The organism is Paraburkholderia sp. J76 (genome assembly GCF_905220295.1).
GTDB lineage: Bacteria > Pseudomonadota > Gammaproteobacteria > Burkholderiales > Burkholderiaceae > Paraburkholderia.
On record NZ_CAJMZJ010000005.1, the window covers coordinates 285,541 to 303,097 of the forward strand.

General features: G+C 66.1%; 17 protein-coding genes. 10 read left to right on the plus strand and 7 right to left on the minus strand.

From position 1 onward, the window contains the following. Nucleotides 1-3: 3 nt before the first annotated feature. A complete protein-coding gene (locus U5768_RS12515; protein ID WP_322030711.1) occupies nt 4-489 on the minus strand; it encodes a methylated-DNA--[protein]-cysteine S-methyltransferase in 486 nt (161 codons plus the stop codon). A gap of 172 nt (nt 490-661) precedes the next feature. Then, the gene (gene queG, locus U5768_RS12520; RefSeq protein ID WP_322030712.1) at nt 662-2,041 is read right to left on the minus strand and encodes a tRNA epoxyqueuosine(34) reductase QueG; all 1,380 of its coding nucleotides are present in this window, start codon (nt 2,039-2,041) and stop codon (nt 662-664) included. 17 nt (nt 2,042-2,058) lie between these two features. On the opposite strand from queG, the gene tsaE reads away from it, so the two are divergent. Together tsaE and U5768_RS12530 are read left to right on the plus strand one after the other, a co-directional pair. Further along, nucleotides 2,059-2,640: a tRNA (adenosine(37)-N6)-threonylcarbamoyltransferase complex ATPase subunit type 1 TsaE gene (gene tsaE, locus U5768_RS12525; RefSeq protein WP_322030713.1), complete on the plus strand. Its 582-nt coding sequence runs from the start codon at nt 2,059-2,061 to the stop codon at nt 2,638-2,640. Then, nucleotides 2,622-4,199 (plus strand): N-acetylmuramoyl-L-alanine amidase, encoded by a 1,578-nt coding sequence (locus tag U5768_RS12530; protein ID WP_322030714.1) that lies wholly within the window; start codon nt 2,622-2,624, stop codon nt 4,197-4,199. The genes tsaE and U5768_RS12530 overlap by 19 nt, the downstream gene beginning before the upstream one ends. Before the next feature lie 88 nt (nt 4,200-4,287). On the opposite strand, the gene U5768_RS12535 is transcribed toward U5768_RS12530, so the two are convergent. Beyond that, complete coding sequence (locus U5768_RS12535; protein WP_322030715.1) at nt 4,288-5,184, minus strand: EamA family transporter; 897 nt, start codon at nt 5,182-5,184, stop codon at nt 4,288-4,290. 231 nt (nt 5,185-5,415) lie between these two features. Here U5768_RS12535 and U5768_RS12540 point away from each other — a divergent pair, with 231 nt between their 5' ends. Continuing rightward, nucleotides 5,416-6,297, plus strand: coding sequence for a pirin family protein (locus U5768_RS12540; protein WP_322030716.1), 882 nt, complete (start codon nt 5,416-5,418; stop codon nt 6,295-6,297). A gap of 96 nt (nt 6,298-6,393) precedes the next feature. Then, nucleotides 6,394-7,242 carry a thioredoxin gene (trxA, locus tag U5768_RS12545; RefSeq protein WP_322030717.1) on the plus strand — a complete coding sequence of 283 codons (849 nt, stop codon included), beginning with the start codon at nt 6,394-6,396 and terminating at the stop codon, nt 7,240-7,242. A 53-nt stretch (nt 7,243-7,295) separates the two neighbouring features. On the opposite strand, the gene U5768_RS12550 is transcribed toward trxA, so the two are convergent. Then, nucleotides 7,296-8,837 carry a mannose-1-phosphate guanylyltransferase/mannose-6-phosphate isomerase gene (locus U5768_RS12550; protein ID WP_415913890.1) on the minus strand — a complete coding sequence of 514 codons (1,542 nt, stop codon included), beginning with the start codon at nt 8,835-8,837 and terminating at the stop codon, nt 7,296-7,298. 737 nt (nt 8,838-9,574) lie between these two features. Here U5768_RS12550 and U5768_RS12555 point away from each other — a divergent pair. Then, complete coding sequence (locus U5768_RS12555; RefSeq protein ID WP_322030718.1) at nt 9,575-10,309, plus strand: Crp/Fnr family transcriptional regulator; 735 nt, start codon at nt 9,575-9,577, stop codon at nt 10,307-10,309. Between the two features lie 88 nt (nt 10,310-10,397). Here U5768_RS12555 and tcdA read toward each other — a convergent pair whose 3' ends face one another. Then, nucleotides 10,398-11,270, minus strand: coding sequence for a tRNA cyclic N6-threonylcarbamoyladenosine(37) synthase TcdA (gene tcdA / locus U5768_RS12560; RefSeq protein ID WP_322030719.1), 873 nt, complete (start codon nt 11,268-11,270; stop codon nt 10,398-10,400). A gap of 169 nt (nt 11,271-11,439) precedes the next feature. On the opposite strand from tcdA, the gene pdxH reads away from it, so the two are divergent. The 3 genes from pdxH (at nt 11,440) to U5768_RS12575 (ending at nt 14,927) form a co-directional block, all read left to right on the plus strand. Then, complete coding sequence (gene pdxH / locus U5768_RS12565; RefSeq protein WP_322030720.1) at nt 11,440-12,081, plus strand: pyridoxamine 5'-phosphate oxidase; 642 nt, start codon at nt 11,440-11,442, stop codon at nt 12,079-12,081. Between the two features lie 152 nt (nt 12,082-12,233). Beyond that, a complete protein-coding gene (locus U5768_RS12570; RefSeq protein ID WP_322030721.1) occupies nt 12,234-13,448 on the plus strand; it encodes a cyclopropane-fatty-acyl-phospholipid synthase family protein in 1,215 nt (404 codons plus the stop codon). A 123-nt stretch (nt 13,449-13,571) separates the two neighbouring features. After that, the gene (locus U5768_RS12575) at nt 13,572-14,927 is read left to right on the plus strand and encodes a DUF72 domain-containing protein (RefSeq protein ID WP_322030722.1); all 1,356 of its coding nucleotides are present in this window, start codon (nt 13,572-13,574) and stop codon (nt 14,925-14,927) included. A gap of 31 nt (nt 14,928-14,958) precedes the next feature. Here U5768_RS12575 and msrA read toward each other — a convergent pair whose 3' ends face one another. Further along, entirely contained in the window at nt 14,959-15,507 is a 549-nt protein-coding gene (gene msrA / locus U5768_RS12580; RefSeq protein WP_322030723.1) for a peptide-methionine (S)-S-oxide reductase MsrA, read from the minus strand. Nucleotides 15,508-15,708: 201 nt separating this feature from the next. Between msrA and U5768_RS12585 the strand changes: the two genes are divergently transcribed. Next, nucleotides 15,709-16,221 (plus strand): flavin reductase family protein, encoded by a 513-nt coding sequence (locus tag U5768_RS12585; RefSeq protein ID WP_322030724.1) that lies wholly within the window; start codon nt 15,709-15,711, stop codon nt 16,219-16,221. A gap of 38 nt (nt 16,222-16,259) precedes the next feature. On the opposite strand, the gene U5768_RS12590 is transcribed toward U5768_RS12585, so the two are convergent. Further along, the gene (locus U5768_RS12590) at nt 16,260-16,766 is read right to left on the minus strand and encodes an Lrp/AsnC family transcriptional regulator (RefSeq protein WP_322030725.1); all 507 of its coding nucleotides are present in this window, start codon (nt 16,764-16,766) and stop codon (nt 16,260-16,262) included. Between the two features lie 130 nt (nt 16,767-16,896). On the opposite strand from U5768_RS12590, the gene kynB reads away from it, so the two are divergent. Beyond that, a complete protein-coding gene (gene kynB, locus U5768_RS12595) occupies nt 16,897-17,541 on the plus strand; it encodes an arylformamidase (protein WP_322030726.1) in 645 nt (214 codons plus the stop codon). Nucleotides 17,542-17,557: the final 16 nt, after the last annotated feature.

The window sequence follows — 17,557 nt, forward strand, 5'->3', positions numbered from 1 at the left end:
GTGTCAGCGCAGTTGAAACCGGTTCGAGGTGCATTCGTGGGCGAGCAGCCAGCGCTTCACGTCGCGAAAGAAGCCCTCGCCGCCGTGATGCGCAAAGCCGCCAAGGCCGCTCGCCGACACCACGCGATGACACGGAATCACGAGCGGAAAGGGATTGTCGCCGCACGCCTGGCCCACGGCGCGCGGGCTCACGTCGCCGATGCGTCTCGCAAGTTCGCCGTAGGTCAGGACCTCTCCCGCCTCGATTGCGCAGATGCCGTCCCACACGCGTCGCTGGAATTCGGTGCCACGCGGCGCGAGCGGCAGGTCGAAGCCGGCATCGGCGCTTTCGAAATACCGGCCGATCTGTTCGGCCGCGCGCGCGGCGAGTTCGCTATCGGGCTCGACGGCCGCCGTATTCCCCGGCAGATAGACGATCTCGCACAGCGCCTGCCCAGCCGTGCGAATGCCGACCTTGCCGAAGGGTGCGTCGATCACGGCGTTGAACATCGTCTTCTCCTGTCGATTCGGAGTTCGCGCTTCACCGCTTACTCCGATCCCATGCAAAACCATGCGCGAACGTTGCACGCCATGGTGCCGCGTTGTGCGCGCAATTTCCAGCGCGCCGTCGTTCAGTTTCATGCCATGTCCGCCTCTGCCGTTTCCGGTCGCATGAGCCGCTTCAAGCGGCCTCCAGCGCCCACAACACGTGTTCTCGCACGATCGCCGAGTCGTCGTGCTCGCGGCCGCGCAGCGCCTGCACGATCGCAGCGCGCGCGGCGTCGCGGGCGTTATCCGCGCCCGCGCGCGGCGCGCGCAGCGCATTGCCCATCGCCACCGCGATATTGCGCGACCAGCTTTCATAGCCGATGCGCCGGATCGCACTGCCCTGCATGCGCTCGTCGAACTGCGCCGCGCTCCACGCGAACAGATCGACGAGGCTCGCGCGATCGAGCCCGTGACGCACGTCGAAATCCGCGACGGGCGCGGCTTGCGCGAACTTGTTCCATGGGCACACGAGCTGGCAGTCGTCGCAACCATACACACGATTGCCGATCAGCTCGCGCAGTTCCAGGGGAATGCTGCCCTTGAGTTCGATCGTCAGATAGGAGATGCAGCGGCGCGCATCCACGCGATACGGCCCGGTGATCGCGCCTGTCGGGCACGCGTCGATGCAGCGCGTGCAACTGCCGCAATGCGCGCCCGGCGTTTCGGGCGCGACGCTCGCGGGGTCTTGCGCGTCGGTCGGCAGCGGCACGTCCACGTAGATCTCGCCGAGAAAGAACAGCGAGCCCGCGTCGCGCTGCAGCAGCAGCGTGTGCTTGCCGCGCCAGCCCAGGCCGGCCTTCTGCGCGAGTTCGACTTCGAGCACGGGCGCCGAGTCGGTGAACACGCGAAAACCGAACTGGCCTATCTCGGCCTCGATGCGCTCGGCAAGCTGCTGCAGCCGCGCGCGCAACACCTTGTGATAGTCGCGGCCACGAGCGTAGATCGACACGACGGCGGCATGCGGATCGGCAAGGCGCGTGTGCTCGCGCAGACGCCAATCGGCGTGAATGCTCTCCTGGGCAACGTTTGTGCCAGCTTCCTTGCCAACGTCGCCGCCAGCTTGCGAAGCACTTTCGCGCGTCTTTCCCGCTGCATTCGGCGCGAGCGTATCCACAGGCAGATAGGCCATGCGTGCGGTGATCACGCGTCGCGTGCCGGCCACAAGCTCGGCTGGCCGCGCGCGTTTCATCCCATGTTTGGCCATATAATCCATCTCGCCGTGGCAGCCTGCTTCGAGCCACGCGGCGAGGCCCGCCTCGGCATGGGAAAGGTCGGTGTCACTGATACCGATCGCACCGAACCCCAGCTCGCGCCCCCACGTCCGGATACGCGCCGCGAGCGCGGCGAGCGCCGCCTCGTCGGGCAGCGTGGCCTGCTCAAGGGCCGGCGCAGACGACTCTCGCGACGCATGCGCATGCGCTTGAGCACGCGCCTGAGCGGCCGTTGGGTCGAGCGCCTCCGAAGACGCGCGCGCACCCTGCGCGGAGTTGGAAGGAGAATGCGTGGGGTTCATTACGTCATTTTACGAGAATGCCCGACACCCCCGGTCACGACCACGCGCCGCTTCCGCTTGATCCCTCCGCCGCCGTTCTCCTCGAACGCCGTTTCGATCTCGCCGATGCCGACGCCACCGACGCCTTCGGCGCACGCTTTGCGCACGCGCTGGATTCGCTGCGCGCGAATCGTGGGGAAAACGCGCCGCCCTTTCACGGTCTGCACGTGCAGTTGCACGGAGACCTCGGCGCGGGCAAGACCTCGCTCGTGCGCGCCACGTTGCGCGCGCTCGGCCATGCGGGCCGCGTGCGCAGCCCCACTTACACGCTCGTCGAACCGTACATGGTCACGACGCCCGGCGCGGCGGGTGGGGAACTCCAGCTCTATCACTTCGATCTGTACCGTTTCAGCGATCCGGCCGAATGGGCCGACTCGGGCTTTCGCGAATATTTCGCGCAAGGCGCGGTGTGCCTCGTCGAATGGCCGCAGCGCGCGGGCGGCCTGCTTGGCGTACCCGATCTCGTGTTTTCGCTGGAGCCGGACGCAAGCGGCGAAGGCCGCGTGCTCACCGCCTACGCATACAGCGCATCAGGAAAGGCATGTCTAGAAAGATGTTAATCAAACCGTTCCGCTCGATCGAATCGGCCGCCACCGCCACGCACAACTGGCGTCGCCGGCAGATTCTGAAGGCGGGCGCCTCCACGCTCGTGCTCGGGCTTGCCGTGCCGCGCCTCGCGTGGGCCACCTCGGTCATCGGCGTGCGTGTGTGGCCCGCGCGCGACTACACGCGCGTCACCATCGAGTCGGACCAGCCGCTGCAGAACGCGCAGCAATTGCTGCAAGGCCCCGATCGTCTCGTCGTCGACCTGACCGGACTCGATCTCGACGACGCGCTCAAGAACCTCGTCTCCAAGATCACGCCGAACGATCCGCAGATCCAGGCCGTGCGCGTGGGCCAGTACCAGCCGCACGTGGTGCGCATGGTGTTCGACCTCAAGGGGTCGGTGAAGCCGCAGGTGTTCTCGCTGCAGCCGGTGGGCTCGTACAAGTACCGGCTCGTGTTCGACCTCTATCCGGCCGTCGCGCCCGACCCGCTCATGGACCTGCTGGCGCAAACCGAGCGCAAGCAGCAGCAGCTCGACGCGCACGAAGCGATGAAGGACAGCGCGCCGCCTTCGCCGCCCACGCTCGCGGGTCCCAGTGCGGGAATCGGCGCGCCCTCCGCGCGCGACAACAGCGACGCGTTTTTCGAGCGCTACGCGCAGAACGACGCCGGCGCCACGCCCAGCGCGCCGCGTCCCGCGCCCCCGGCGCCGCCCGCCGCGGTCGTGCCGCGTCCGGGCAAGCCTGCCGTGCCGAAGCCGCCCGTCGTCGCCCAGCGCAACAACGACGACAACAATAACGACAGCGCCAGCGCCGACGACAACTACGGCTTCACCACGCCGAAGTCCACGCGAGGCGGCACCACGCGTCTGTTGACCGTCGCGATCGATCCGGGCCACGGCGGCGAGGACCCGGGCGCGATCGGCAGCGCGGGCACGTACGAGAAGCACGTCGCGCTCGATATCGCGAAGAAGCTGCGCGCGAAGATCGACGGCCAGCCCAACATGCGCGCGATGATGACGCGCGACGCCGACTTCTTCGTGCCGCTGAACGTACGCGTGCAGAAGGCGCGCCGCGTGGGCGCGGACCTGTTCGTCTCGATCCACGCCGACGCGTTCACGACGCCCTCGGCGCGCGGCTCGTCGGTGTTCGCGCTTTCCGAGCACGGCGCGACGAGCGCCGCGGCGCGCTGGATGGCGAACAAGGAGAACTCGTCGGACCAGATCGGCGGCATCAGCGTGCAAACGGCCGACGCCGCCGTGAACCGCGCGCTCTTCGACATGTCGACGACGGCGCAGATCCGCGACTCGCTGCGTTACGGCGGCTTCGTGCTCAACGAGGTCGGCGAAATCAACAAGCTGCACAAGGGCTCGGTCGAACAGGCGGGCTTCGCGGTGCTCAAGGCGCCCGACATTCCGTCGATCCTCGTTGAAACGGCCTTCATCAGCAATCCTGAAGAAGAGACGAGGCTCAACGACGACGCCTATCGCGACAAGATGGCCAACGCCATTCTCAAGGGCATCAAGCGCTATTTCGCGGCCAATCCGCCGCTTGCGAAGAGCCGCATGACCTGAGCGCCGCGCGAGGCGTTCAGCGGCTAAAAAAGCGCCGCGCAAGCCTTCGGGCTCGCGCGGCGTTTCTCTTTCGTTTGCAGCGGGACGATTACGGGCGCGCGGCCCCGAGGCGCTGCTTGACCCAGCCGCCGAAGACGTTGACGGCAAGGCCGCCCATCACGAGCACCGCGCCGCCGATCTCGGCTGCGCTCAACTGCTCGCCGAGCAGGAGCGACGCCGACGCGAGCCCGACGATCGGCACGAGCAGCGAGAACGGCGCCACCTGGCTTGCGGGATACTTCGAGAGCAGGCGGCTCCAGAGGCTATAGCCGACGAGCGTCGCGACGAACGCGAGATACACGATCGCGCCTATCGAAGTCATGCCGATGCCCTCCAGCGCGGACGCGATGCGCTGCGGCCCCTCCATCAAATACGAGAGCGCGAGAAACGGCAGCGGCGGCACGAGGCTCGCCCACACTACAAGCCCGACGAGATCCACCTTGCCCACCTTCTTCGTGACGATATTGCCGAGCGCCCACATGCAGGCCGCGCACAACGTGAGCAAGAAACCGGCTATGGTCATGCCTTGCGCGCCGCCACCCATCGACTGCACGCCGATCAGCGCGAGACCGCCCGCGGCGATCAACAGGCCGATCACGTTCTGCGCGTGAAAGCGCTCGCGCAGGAACACCGCCGCAAAACCGAGCGTGAAAAACGCCTGCGCCTGCAGCACGACCGAAGCGAGGCCCGCGGGCATGCCCACGTACATGGCGGTGAAGAGAAACGCAAACTGGCCGAGCGAGATGGTCGCGCCGTAGGCCAGCAGCCAGCGCAGCGGCATGCGCGGGCGCTTCACGAACAGCACCGCAGGAAACGCGGCCAGCATGAAGCGCAGCGCGCCGAGCAGGAGCGGCGGCACGCCGTGCAATCCCACCTTGATCACCACGAAATTCACGCCCCACGCGAGCACGACAACCAGCGCGAGCAACAAGTCCTTCGGCGACATCCCCTCTCTCCCTTATTGCGTCATACCTTTTCTTCGAAGCGGCGATCTTACCGCCTCGCGCTACGTCGTGAACGCCAGCGCCGCGCCTGCGCCGCGTCCGGGCATTGGCCGCACGTGTGGAACACCGGCGTTAGAATGAGTGCCAGCCTCGCGCGCAGCTTGCTTCGCGTACCGAATTCGCCCATGAGGCGGCCTTAGGGCAGCCACCGTCCGACTCATTCAGGAAGCGTCATGTCCTCATCGATCAAAGCGGTTCTCAAGCCTCATCAACGCGACATCGGCAATCTCTATGTGCGGCGCGTGCTGCCCGCGCTTGCGGCGCGCCTCGTCGGCCCGTTCATTTTCTTCGACCACATGGGTCCGGCCACGCTGGCGCCGGGCTCGGGCGTGGACGTGCGCCCGCATCCGCATATTGGCCTCGCGACGGTCACTTATCTCTTCGACGGCGCGCTCATGCATCGCGACAGCATCGGTTCGAGCCAGAAGATCGTGCCGGGCGACGTGAACTGGATGACGGCCGGGCGCGGCATCGTCCACTCGGAGCGCACGCCCGACGAAGACCGCGCCACCGGTCTCACCATGCACGGCATCCAGACGTGGGTGGCGCTGCCGTTCGATCACGAAGACACCGAGCCGTCGTTCTTCCATCACGCCGCCGCCACGCTGCCCGAAATCGAGCGCAACGGCGTCACGATGCGGGTGATCGCGGGCACCGCGTTCGGCGCGGCCTCGCCGGTCGCGACCTTCTCGGGCACGCTCTACGTCGCCGCCCATTTCGCGCCGGGCAGCGCATTCGCGCTCGACGCCGAGCACGAGGAGCGCGGCGTCTATCTCGTGGAGGGCGATCTCGCGATCGACGGCACGCCGCTCGAACAGCACACCATGGCCTTGCTGGCGCCGGACGAAACCGTCACGCTCGCGAGCACGAATGGCGCGCGCGTGATGCTGCTCGGCGGCGAAAAGCTCGAAGGCGAACGCTTCATCGAATGGAACTTCGTGGCAAGCTCGCGCGAAAAGATCGAAGCGGCGAAGCAAGCGTGGATGCGCCAGGAAATGGGGCATGTTCCCGGCGAAACGGAATGGATTCCGCTGCCGGAAAAGAAGCCGCGCTAAGGGGCCTCAAAGCGGCAAGCCAACGCCGACGGACGATTGAAACCCGCGCGTTTCGTCCCCAACTAGCGGCATAACGGATTTCTCAACGAGGACGCAATGGACACCACTCTCGCCACTTTCGAAAAAGACGTGATCGAAGCGTCGGCGCTCGCGCCGGTGCTGGTCGACTTCTGGGCGCCCTGGTGCGGCCCTTGCAAAAGCCTCGGCCCGATGCTCGAAAAGCTCGAAGCCGAATACGAGGGCAAATGGAAGCTCGTGAAGGTGAACGTCGACGAAAACCAGGAGCTGGCCGCGCATTTCGGCGTGCGTAGCATTCCGCACGTCGTGGCGTTCGCCGACCGCCAGGCGGTCGATCAGTTCGTGGGCGTGCTGCCCGAAGGCCAGTTGCGCCAGTTCCTCGACGGCCTGATCCCCGACGGCGTCGACGCCGCGCGCCGCGCCGCGCAGGAAGCGCTGGCCGAAGGCCGCCGCGACGAAGCCTATGAAGCGCTGCAGTCCGCGCTCGCCTTCGATCCGGGCAACGATGAAGTGCGCATGGACCTGATCGAAATGCTGCTAGCCGACAACCGCGCCGACGACGCGCAAAAGGAAGTCGAACTGCTTTCGCCCAAGACCACGCAGGGCATCGACGCGCGCTTCAACGCGCTCAAGACGCGCCTCGACGCGCTCGACGCCGCCGCAGACCTGCCGCCCACCGACGCGCTCGAAGCCCAGGTCGCCGCCCATCCCAGCGATCTCGAAGCGCGCTTCGACCTCGCGAACGCGCTGATCGCACGCCGCAAATATGCGGGCGCGCTCGAGCATCTGCTGGAGATCGTGAAGCGCGACCGCGCCTTCCGCGACGACGTGGGCCGCAAGACCATGCTCTCCGTATTCGATCTCGCGGCGCATCAGCCGCAGCTCGTGGCCGAGTGGCGGCGCAAGCTGAGCGCGACGCTGAATTGATGTCGAGCGAGAGGACGCCGCGTGCGTCCTCTCGCCAGTTTCAGTCAGCGGCTTCAGCCAACGCGGCCATACTGGTCGTCGAAACGCACGATGTCGTCCTCGCCGAGATAACAGCCCGACTGCACCTCGATGATCTCGAGCGACGTCTTGCCCGGATTCTCCAGCCGGTGCTTCATGCCAAGCGGGATATAGGTCGATTCGTTTTCGGAAAGCAACAGCACCTCGTCGCCGCGCGTCACGCGCGCCGTGCCGCGCACCACGGTCCAGTGCTCCGCGCGGTGATGATGCATCTGAAGCGAAAGCCGGCCGCCGGGCTTCACGACAATGCGCTTGACCTGAAAGCGCTCGCCCTGATCGACCGAGTCGTACCAGCCCCACGGACGCTCCACGCGCCGGTGCTGGCGCGCCACTTCGCTATGCTGCGCCTTGAGCTTCGCGACCACGGCCTTGACGTCCTGAACGCGGTCCTTCGCGGCAACGAGCACGGCGTCCGCCGTCTCGACCACCACCATGCCCCGCACGCCCACGCAGGCAACGAGCCGGCCGTCGGAGTGCACGAAGGTGTCCGTCGCGTCCTCGAACAGCACGCGCCCGCGCGCGACGTTGCCGTTCTCGTCCTTCTCCGAGACCTGCCACAGCGCATCCCACGCGCCGACGTCCGACCAGCCTGAACGAAGCGGCACGACCACACCCGCCAGGCGCGCATTCACGCCGACCGATTCCATCACCGCGTAGTCGATCGAATCGGACGGGCAGGCCGCGAGCGCATCGCGATTCAAATGGACGGTACCGTCGGCGTCGACGGCGGCGCATTCGAACGCCGCTGCGCATTGCGCCGCGATAAGCGGCCGGCTGTGCGTAATCGCCGCGAGCCAGACCGATGCGCGCACAACGAAAATTCCGCTGTTCCAGAGATAGTTGCCCGAAGCGACATAGCTCGCCGCGCGCGCCGCATCGGGCTTCTCCACAAAATGCTCGATGCTGCGCGCCCCGCTGCTGCCAAGCGGCAAACCCGCGCCGATATAGCCGTAGCCCGTTTCGGCACGCTGAGGCGGCACGCCGAGCGTGACGATCGCGCCGCGCGCCGCGTGCGTCACGGCTTCTTCCAGCGCGGCGGCGAACGCGGCGCCATCGGCAATCAGATGGTCGGCGGGCATGGCGACGAGCACGGGATCGCCCTCGACGCTCGCGGCCAGCGCCACCGCCGTGAGCGCGGGCGCCGTGTTGCGCGCGAGCGGTTCCAGCACGAAGCGCGCGGCCATGCCGCTGCGTCCAAGACGGTCGGCGGTCAGATGGCGCAGGTCTTCGCTGCTCACGACGAACGGCGCGACTTTGCGCACTGCCGTATGTGCTGTATGCGCTTCATACGATGCGCCGTTGGCGTTCACGAACGCGCCGTCGAGACGCCGCACGGTCGCCTCGAGCAGCGACTCGCCGCCGAGCAGATCGATCAGTTGCTTGGGACAGTGTTCGCGCGAAAGCGGCCAGAGCCGCGTGCCGGAACCGCCCGCGAGCACGACGGGTTGAACGATGAGTTCGGCTTCGCTCTCATCGATAGCGGCCATCAGGCCGGCAGACGTCGCATCGTTGTTCATTCGAATCCCTCCCCCCACAGCAATGCATCTGGTCTCATTTGTGGTCCGCGCAGGTTCGCGGACGAATGACATTTGACCAGGACGCGTTGCGCGAATCTGTTCGCGCAACCACATTGATCGCAAGGAGCGCGACGAATGCTTTCTGCGCGACGGCGATGCAGCCCATCGCTATGTGCGGCAGCGCACGAAGCCCGGACGGGGCCGCGCGAGGTGATGTTTCACATCCGAACGTTTTTGCGCGAGTGTCAGCGGGACCCCAACAGAACTGAGTCAAAACCGCGTCGCTTCAGAGGCCCGCGCGCAAGGCTCGCGAAACCTTGGCCCAGGGATGTTTCAGCAAGGACTCATTTCCTGCAACCCTCAGACAGAACGCAAATATTCAAATAAATCAATACCTTATACGCATCAATCTTCAGCGGATTCGCAAGCTGCGCCCCATGGGCGCTGTACAGATTTGAAACAATAATGCGGCAATACGTCCTCCTGGAAATTGCCCGCGCCGCGCGAACCCGCAAGCGTCCTCACTTTCGCCCCCGCTGGCATAGCCCCTGCTAAGTAGAGTTCGCCACCGGGCGTACATGCCGACAGTCGAGATCGACAAGACGCTAACGGGCTAATGGGGCTGGCGAACGAACGAATAGCCGACGTTGATAACAACGGCGACAACAAAAAAAGTTCAGAAACCGGAAACAGAAAAAACAGGAGGCGGCATACGCCGCTTTACGCGAGGACCGATCATGTTGACCCTTCAATCCGATCTGCACGGCAACCATCTGCTGGGCGCACTTCCGTCCAACGAGTGGCAAGCACTGGCACCGCATCTCGAACTCGTTCAGCTACGCACAGAGCAACTGCTTTGCGACTGCGGCCAGCGCATCCATCATGTGTATTTCCCGACGACCGCCGTCATCTCGATGCTCACGACAATGGAAGACGGAAGCTCCGTCGAAATTGCAGCCGTGGGCCGGGAAGGCATGACCGGCGTGCCCGTGCTGACCGGTGGCGAGACGATGCCGAACCGCGTGCAGGTGCAGAGTTCCGGCTTTGCCTACCGCATCAGCGCACAAGCGCTCAAGCAGCAGTTCGCGCGCTCCGAACTTCTGCGCCGCATTACGCTGCTCTACATGCACGCCCTGCTCACGCAGATCGCACAGACGGCCGCCTGCAACCGCCACCATTCGCTGAGCAAGCAGTTGTGCCGGTGGCTGCTGATCGAAGTGGATCGCGTGGACTCCAACGATCTGAGCGTGACCCAGCAACTCATCGCCGATATGCTCGGCGTGCGCCGCGAAGGCGTCACGGAAGCGGCCGGCAAGCTGCATGACGAAGGGCTGATCCATCACAGCCGCGGCAAGATCCGCGTACTCGATCGCACGCGGCTCGAGGCGCGCGCATGCGAGTGCTACGGTCTCGTGCGCCGCGAGTTCGATCGCCTGCTGCCGCGCCTGCACGAAGCGGAAGCCGTGGAATAGGCGAGTCGTTTTTCCGGGGCTGGAAAGCAGGAAAGCGTGTCGTACGAGACACGCTTTTCTGCTTTTTAGCCGCCGGTTTCAGCGCGCGTCAGCCCTTCATCGCCTGATGCGCCAGCGCCCGCAGCACATACGAAGCCGCCGCGAAACCAAAGCTCGCCGTCACACACACGCTCGAACCGAAGCCCGCGCAGTTCAGTCCCACTGGACCGTGATGGCCCGGCGACGTGGTCACATGCTCGGCCTCGGCGTCGATATCGCACACCGCCGCTTCGGGATAGATGAGCGGCTCGTCCGAATACACCGCACTCACCTTGAACCTGGATTTCGGCCCGCGCGGAAAACCGTGCTGCTTGCGCAACTGGCCGCGCACCTTGGAGAGCAGCGGGTCCTGAATGGTGAGCGCGAGATCGTCGATGCGAATGCGCGTAGGGTCGAGCTGTCCACCCGCGCCGCCCACGGTGATGAGCGGCACGCGATGCTCCACGCACCAGGCGATCAGCGCGGTCTTGGTGCGCACGCTGTCGATGGCGTCGATCACGAAGTCGAAACCGCCGCCGAGCAGTTCGGCAAAGTTCGACGGCTCGACAAAATCTTCCACGAGACGCACCTCGCAGGCCGGGTCGATCAGCTTGATGCGCTCGGCCATGGCCTCGACCTTGGGCTTGCCGTAGTTGCCGTCGAGCGCGTGAATCTGGCGATTGGTGTTGCTCTCGGCCACGTTGTCGAGGTCGATGAGCGTGAGCTTGCCGATCGCGCTGCGCGCGAGCGCCTCGGCGGCCCAGGAGCCCACGCCGCCAATGCCGATCACGGCGACGTGGGCGCGCTCGAAGGCGTCGAGCGCGGGTGCGCCATAAAGCCGCGCGATTCCGCCGAATCGGCGGGCGCGGTCGGCAACATCGCCGGCAGGGCTCGCGGTAAGATCGACGGAGCCGGCGGGAGGGGAAATCGGGGTACTGGACATGACGGTAGGCAATCGTAAGCGGACCGCGGACCGGTCGCACACTGCCGTCGCGGTCCTCGCAAGACCCGTATTCTGCCTGATCGCGCCGTATGAGGCCGCGCGCCGCGGTGACTTCGTCTCTTTCCCGTCCGTTCGATATCCTTGTCCGCATGAAGCGTCTGCATAAAAAATGACCTCCCTCGCCGATCTCCGCAAGACCTACTCGCTCGGTTCGCTCGACGCCGCCGACGTCGATCCCGATCCGATCCGCCAGTTCCAGACCTGGTTCGCCCAGGCGCTCGACGCGAAGCTGCCCGAACCCAACGCCATGACCGTCGCCACGGTCGACACCCAAGGGCGCCCTGCCGCGCGCATCCTGCTCATCAAGGGCGTGGACGAGCGCGGCTTCGTGTTCTTCACGAACTACGAGAGCCGCAAGGGCCGCGAACTGAGCGCGAATCCGCACGCGGCGCTGCTCTTTCACTGGATCGAGCTGGAGCGTCAGGTCCGCATCGAGGGCAAGGTCGAACTCACGAGCGCCGAAGAAAGCGATGCCTACTTCAACTCGCGGCCGCTCGGCTCGCGCATCGGCGCGTGGGCTTCGGAGCAGAGCACGGTGATCGCCAGCCGCGAAACGCTCGAAGCACGCGAGCGCGAGATCGCCGCGCAGTATGGCGAAACGCCGCCGCGCCCGCCGCACTGGGGCGGCTACCGGCTCGTGCCGGAGGCCATCGAGTTCTGGCAGGGGCGGCCTTCGCGGCTGCACGACCGCATCCGCTATACGCGTGACGGCGCAAGCGCGCCGTGGAAGATCGAACGCCTCGCGCCTTGAACGCGGGCGCGCGGCGGTCAATGCTTTACGCCGCGCCTGCCCAGGTTTGTTCCGTAGCTAGCTGTTGCCGTAACGCTGTTGCCAAAAAACCTGCATCGCAATTCGCTTTTGTCGTTGGGCTTCAATCGTTCATCTGACAGGGAGAGAAACGCATGTTCTGGGAGAAAAAACTCGCACAGTGGGCAGACGAAGTGCGCAGCAAGGCCAATCTGCCCGCCCGCCTCGTGCTCTGGAGCGGGCAGCAATACGACTTCGGCCACTTCGCGGCGCCTGCCGTCACGCTCAAGGTCAATAGCGCGTCGGCGCTGCCGCTCCTGCTCACGCCGAGCCTCGACAATCTCGGCGAGGCTTACGTGAAGGGCAAGATCGACATAGAAGGCAAGCTCGCCGACATCATCAACATCAGCTATTCGCTCGCGCGCAACACCGTCACGAGCGCCGGCAAGCTCGCGCGCGTGCGCCGCTATTTCACGCACTCGAAGTCCACGGACAAACAGGCCATCCAGTACCACTACGACGTCTCGAACGAGTTCTACCAGCTCTGGCTCGACGAGAACATGGTCTATTCGTGCGCGTACTTCGAGAACGGCGACGAAGATCTCGCCACCGCGCAGCTCAAGAAAATCGACCACATCCTTACCAAGATCCAGGTGCGGGAAGGTCAGACGCTGCTCGATATCGGCTGCGGCTGGGGCGCGCTCGTGCTGCGCGCCGCGCAGAAGTTCGGCGCGCGTTGCGTGGGCGTAACGCTTTCGCAAAACCAGTTCGATCTCGCCACCGCGCGCGTGAAGGCCGCGGGCCTCGAAGAGCGCATCGAGATCCGGCTGCAGGACTATCGCGACATACAAGGCCAGTTCGACCGCATCACGAGCGTGGGCATGTTCGAGCACGTGGGGCGCAAGAATCTGCCCGGCTATTTCCGCAAGGTCCACGACCTGCTCGCCGACGACGGCGTCGCGATGAACCACGGCATCACCTCGTCGGACGCCGACTCGGGCGAAACGGCGCTCGGCGGCGGCGAATTCATCGACCGCTACGTTTTCCCCGACGGCGAGCTGCCGCACATCGGCCTCGCACTCGAAGCGGCGCAGCGCGGCGGGCTCGAAGCGGTTGACGTGGAAAGCCTGCGCCGTCACTATGCGCACACGCTCGATTTGTGGGCGGAGAATTTCGAGGCGCGCGCCGAGGAAGCGAAACGGCTCGTCGACGACGAGAAGTTCCGCATCTGGCGCGTTTATCTGGCGGGTTGCGCGTACGCGTTCGAGCACGACGACGTGTCGATCTTCCAGATCGTCTGCCGCAAGGCCGGCCGCAGCGCGGCAACGCTGCCGTGGTCGCGCCGGTATATGTACGAGAAGCCGCTCTGACGCAGGCGGCGGCGCGGGGGCATCGCCTGCGCGCCGCCTGAGCCGTTATTGGCGAGCAGGCGGCTTCGCCCCACGACCGCCATCACCACGACACTGCGCGACGGCACTGCGCAACGCCACTGCATGAACGAACGCGACGACGGCCACGACCTGTTCGGCGACATGACGCCCGGAGCGGGCAACCATTCCGGACCCGCCGACGCCCACCCGGCCGCGCGCCCAGCCACCCGCCGCAGCCCGCCGAAGGAGGCCGAAGCGCGCGCCGAACCGCAGCCAGACCTGTTCGGCTTCGCGGCGCCCGTGGCCGCCCCAAAATCCCACACCCAGCGCGCCCCGCACGAGGACGACGCCGAAGAGGAGGAAGGGGAGCCGCGCGCTAAAGCTTCGAAGCAGCCCGCGCCCAACTCCGACGCCCCCAAGCGCCGCGGCCGCGGCGTGCTGCCCGCCGTGGCGACGCAGGACACGCTCGACGTCGCCGCCGCGCTGCCCGCGAACGTGCGCCTCGGCACCTCGTCGTGGTCGTTTCCGGGCTGGCGCGGCATCGTCTACGGCGAGGACTACAGCCAGTCGAAGCTCGCCCGCGACGGCCTTTCTGCCTACGGCGCGCATCCGCTGCTGCGCTCGGTAAGCATCGACCGCTCCTTCTACGCGCCGCTGACTGTCACCGACTACCTGCGCTATGCGCAACAGGTGCCGGACCATTTCCGCTTCATCGTGAAGGCGCCCGCGCTCGTCACTGACGCCAGCGTGCGCGGCGAACGCGGCGAGCCCGTTTCGGCGAACCCGTGCTTTCTCAATGCGGAGCTGGCCGTGCGCGAATTCGTCGAGCCGTGCCTCGCGGGCCTCGGCAGCAAGGCAGGCGCGCTCGTGTTCCAGTTTCCGCCGCTGCCCGACCCGCTACTGGCCGACCCGGCGGTATTCGTCGAACGCCTGACCGTCTTTCTCGCCGCGCTCCCGCCCCTGCCCCGACAGACCGGGCCCGATGCAGCCGACGACGGCCCTTACTACGCCGTCGAGATCCGCGACGCGATCCTGCTCACGCCGCGCTTCGTGCGCGCGCTGCGCGCCGCAGGCGTGCGCTACTGCGTGGGCCTGCACGCGCGCATGCCTGACCCGCTACGCCAGGCCGCCGCGCTGGCGCTGATGGACGGCGAAGCGCCGGCCGGCCCGCTGATCGTGCGCTGGAACCTGCACAGCGGCTTCAAGTACGAGCAGGCGAAAGCCCGCTACGAACCCTTCGACAAGCTGGTGGACGAAGACCTGCACACGCGGGTCACGCTCGCGGAACTGGCCGCGCGCTATGCGATGGCGGGCCGCCCCGTGCTGATCACGACGAACAACAAGGCGGAGGGATCGGCGCCGCTAACCTGCGCGAAGCTCGCGCGGGCGATTACGGAGGAGATGGAGCGGCTGCGCGCGGAAACGGCGCCGGACGAAGCATCGCCCGGCGCGCACGAAGAGCAGGCACACGAGGATTGAGGCGCGAACCCGCCCGCGCCCCTGCCGAACCTTATTCCGCCTTGAGCCGGTGCGCGAACTTCTGGCGGAACTTCGCGACCTTCGGCGCGACCACGAACGAGCAATAGCCCTGGTTCGGGTGCTGCGCGAAGTAGTTCTGGTGATACGCCTCGGCGGGGAAATAGTTGCCGTCGAGCGGCAGCACCTGGGTGACGATCTTGCCGTCGTATACGCCCTCGGCGGCCAGTTCGCGAATCGCCTGTTCCGCCGTTTCGCGCTGCGCCTCGGAGTGCGTGAAGATCACCGAGCGGTACTGCGTGCCCACGTCGTTGCCCTGGCGGTTCAACTGCGTGGGGTCGTGAATCGCGAAGAAGATGTCGAGAATCTCGCGATAGCTGATCTTCGCGGGATCGAAATCGACCTTCACGACCTCGGCGTGGCCGGTCTCGCCGTCGCAGACCTGTTCGTAGCTCGGGTTGGCCGCGTGGCCGCCCGCGTAGCCCGACTCCACGGCGCTCACGCCATCCACGCGCAGATACACCGCCTCCAGGCACCAGAAGCATCCGCCGCCCAGGGTGGCCGTTTCGACTGTCTGACTCATGCTATTCGCTCCTTTGATCGTGAATGCGGACGTCGCTTCGGATACAAGCGCGGATATCGCTGCGCGGCAGCCCGCGCGACCCGCCTGCCGCCGCTTCCGTTAAAATTGTGACAATTCGCCGATTTTCCACATGACGTTGATCCCGATTTCCGCTCCCGCCGCCGCCCTCGCCGCCCGCATAGCCGCTACAGGCCTGCACCGATGACCCGCCGCGCCACCCCGCCCAACTTCGACGACGGCGCATTCCGCCGCGCGCTCGGCCAGTTCGCCACCGGCGTGACCGTGATCACGACGCGCGCACCCGACGGCGCGCTCATCGGCATCACGGCCAGTTCGTTCAACTCGGTCTCGCTCAATCCGCCGCTCGTGCTGTGGAGCCTCGCCACGCGCTCGGCATCGATGCCCGTGTTCCGCTCGAACAGCCATTATGTGATCAATGTGCTCGCCGCGTCGCAGCTCGACCTGTGCAAGCGCTTCGCGACCGTCAAGGGCGACCGCTTCGAGGGCGTCTCGCACGCGGCCGGCGACACGGGCATGCCCGTGCTGGAAGGCGCGATCGCGTGGTTCGAGTGCCACAACCGCAGCCGCTACGACGAAGGCGACCACGTGATTTTCGTCGGGGAAGTGGAACGCTGCGGCGTGCGCGAAGACGGCACGAACGCCTCGCCGCTCGTGTTCCACGGCGGCGCGTTTCACCAGCTTCAGTCGCTCTGATACGGCGCGGCGCCAAACGAGCGCCCTCGCCCGGACCCTTACGCAGGCGTGTTCTTCGGCTCGCGCTGCGCGATCAGGTCCACGGGCACGCCCGATTCCACCTTGAGCGTCGTGAGCACGATGTTCGAGCGGATGTCCATCACGCCCGGCGCCTTGTACAGCTTGTTGAGCACGAAGTCCGAGTAGTGCTTGAGGTTGTGCGCGAGCACGCGCAGCAGGTAGTGCGTCTCGCCCGTCACCACATACGCCCCCACCACCTCCGGCCAGTCGCGCAGCGCCGTGACGAAACGCTCGTGCCAGCTCTCCTGGTCGTTGCGCATCGACACCTGCACGAAAGCCTCCATCTCGAAGCCGAGAATTTCCCGGTTCAGACTCGCGCGGTAACGCTCCACCACGCCCTGCTCCTCCAGCAGCCGCAAACGGCGCAGGCACGCCGATGGCGAAAGCGAAATGCGCTCCGCCAGATCCAGGTTACTGATCCGCCCCTCGTTTTGCAGCACGGCGAGAATACGGCAATCGGTAGCATCCAGTGAGATTGCGTTCATATTTGGTCTCCATTCCCCTTTTGAGACAAATTATGTGCCAACAACCGAAGTTTGCGGCGTTTTTTTCGCAAGCACATTTCGCGTGGGGTTGCCTATCATTCGAAAGATCAGGAGACGAAGCAACTTCGAGATGACCCAAATCAAAGACATTTCCCCGCCGATTCGCCCCGAAACGCCCGTCTGGCCCGGCGATACGCCTGTTGGCGTCGAGCGCGTGTGGCGCATGGAAGCGGGTTCGCCGGTCAACGTCGCTCGCGTGACGCTCTCGCCGCACACCGGCGCGCACACCGACGCCCCGCTGCACTACGACGCCCAGGGCGCGCCGATCGGCGAGGTGCCGCTCGACACGTATATCGGCGCGTGCCGCGTGATTCATTGCGTGAGCGCCGCGCCGCTCGTGCTTCCCGAGCATGTGGAAGCCGCATTGCCGGGCGTCCCGCCGCGCGTGCTGCTGCGCACCTACGCACAAGCGCCGCAGGACCGCTGGGATAGCAAGTTTTGCGCCGTCGCGCCGGAAACCATCGATCTGCTGGCCGCGCACGGCGTGCGGCTCATCGGCATCGACACGCCTTCGCTCGACCCGCAGGAATCGAAGACGATGGACGCGCATCACCGCATCCGCGCGCACGGCATGGCGATTCTCGAAGGCGTGGTGCTCGACGAAATAGCGCCCGGCGACTACGAACTCATCGCGCTGCCGCTGAAGTTCTCGACGCTCGACGCGAGCCCCGTGCGCGCCGTGCTGCGCGCGTTGCCTCAAGCCGCAGCCAACTGATTCCACTTAACCCGCC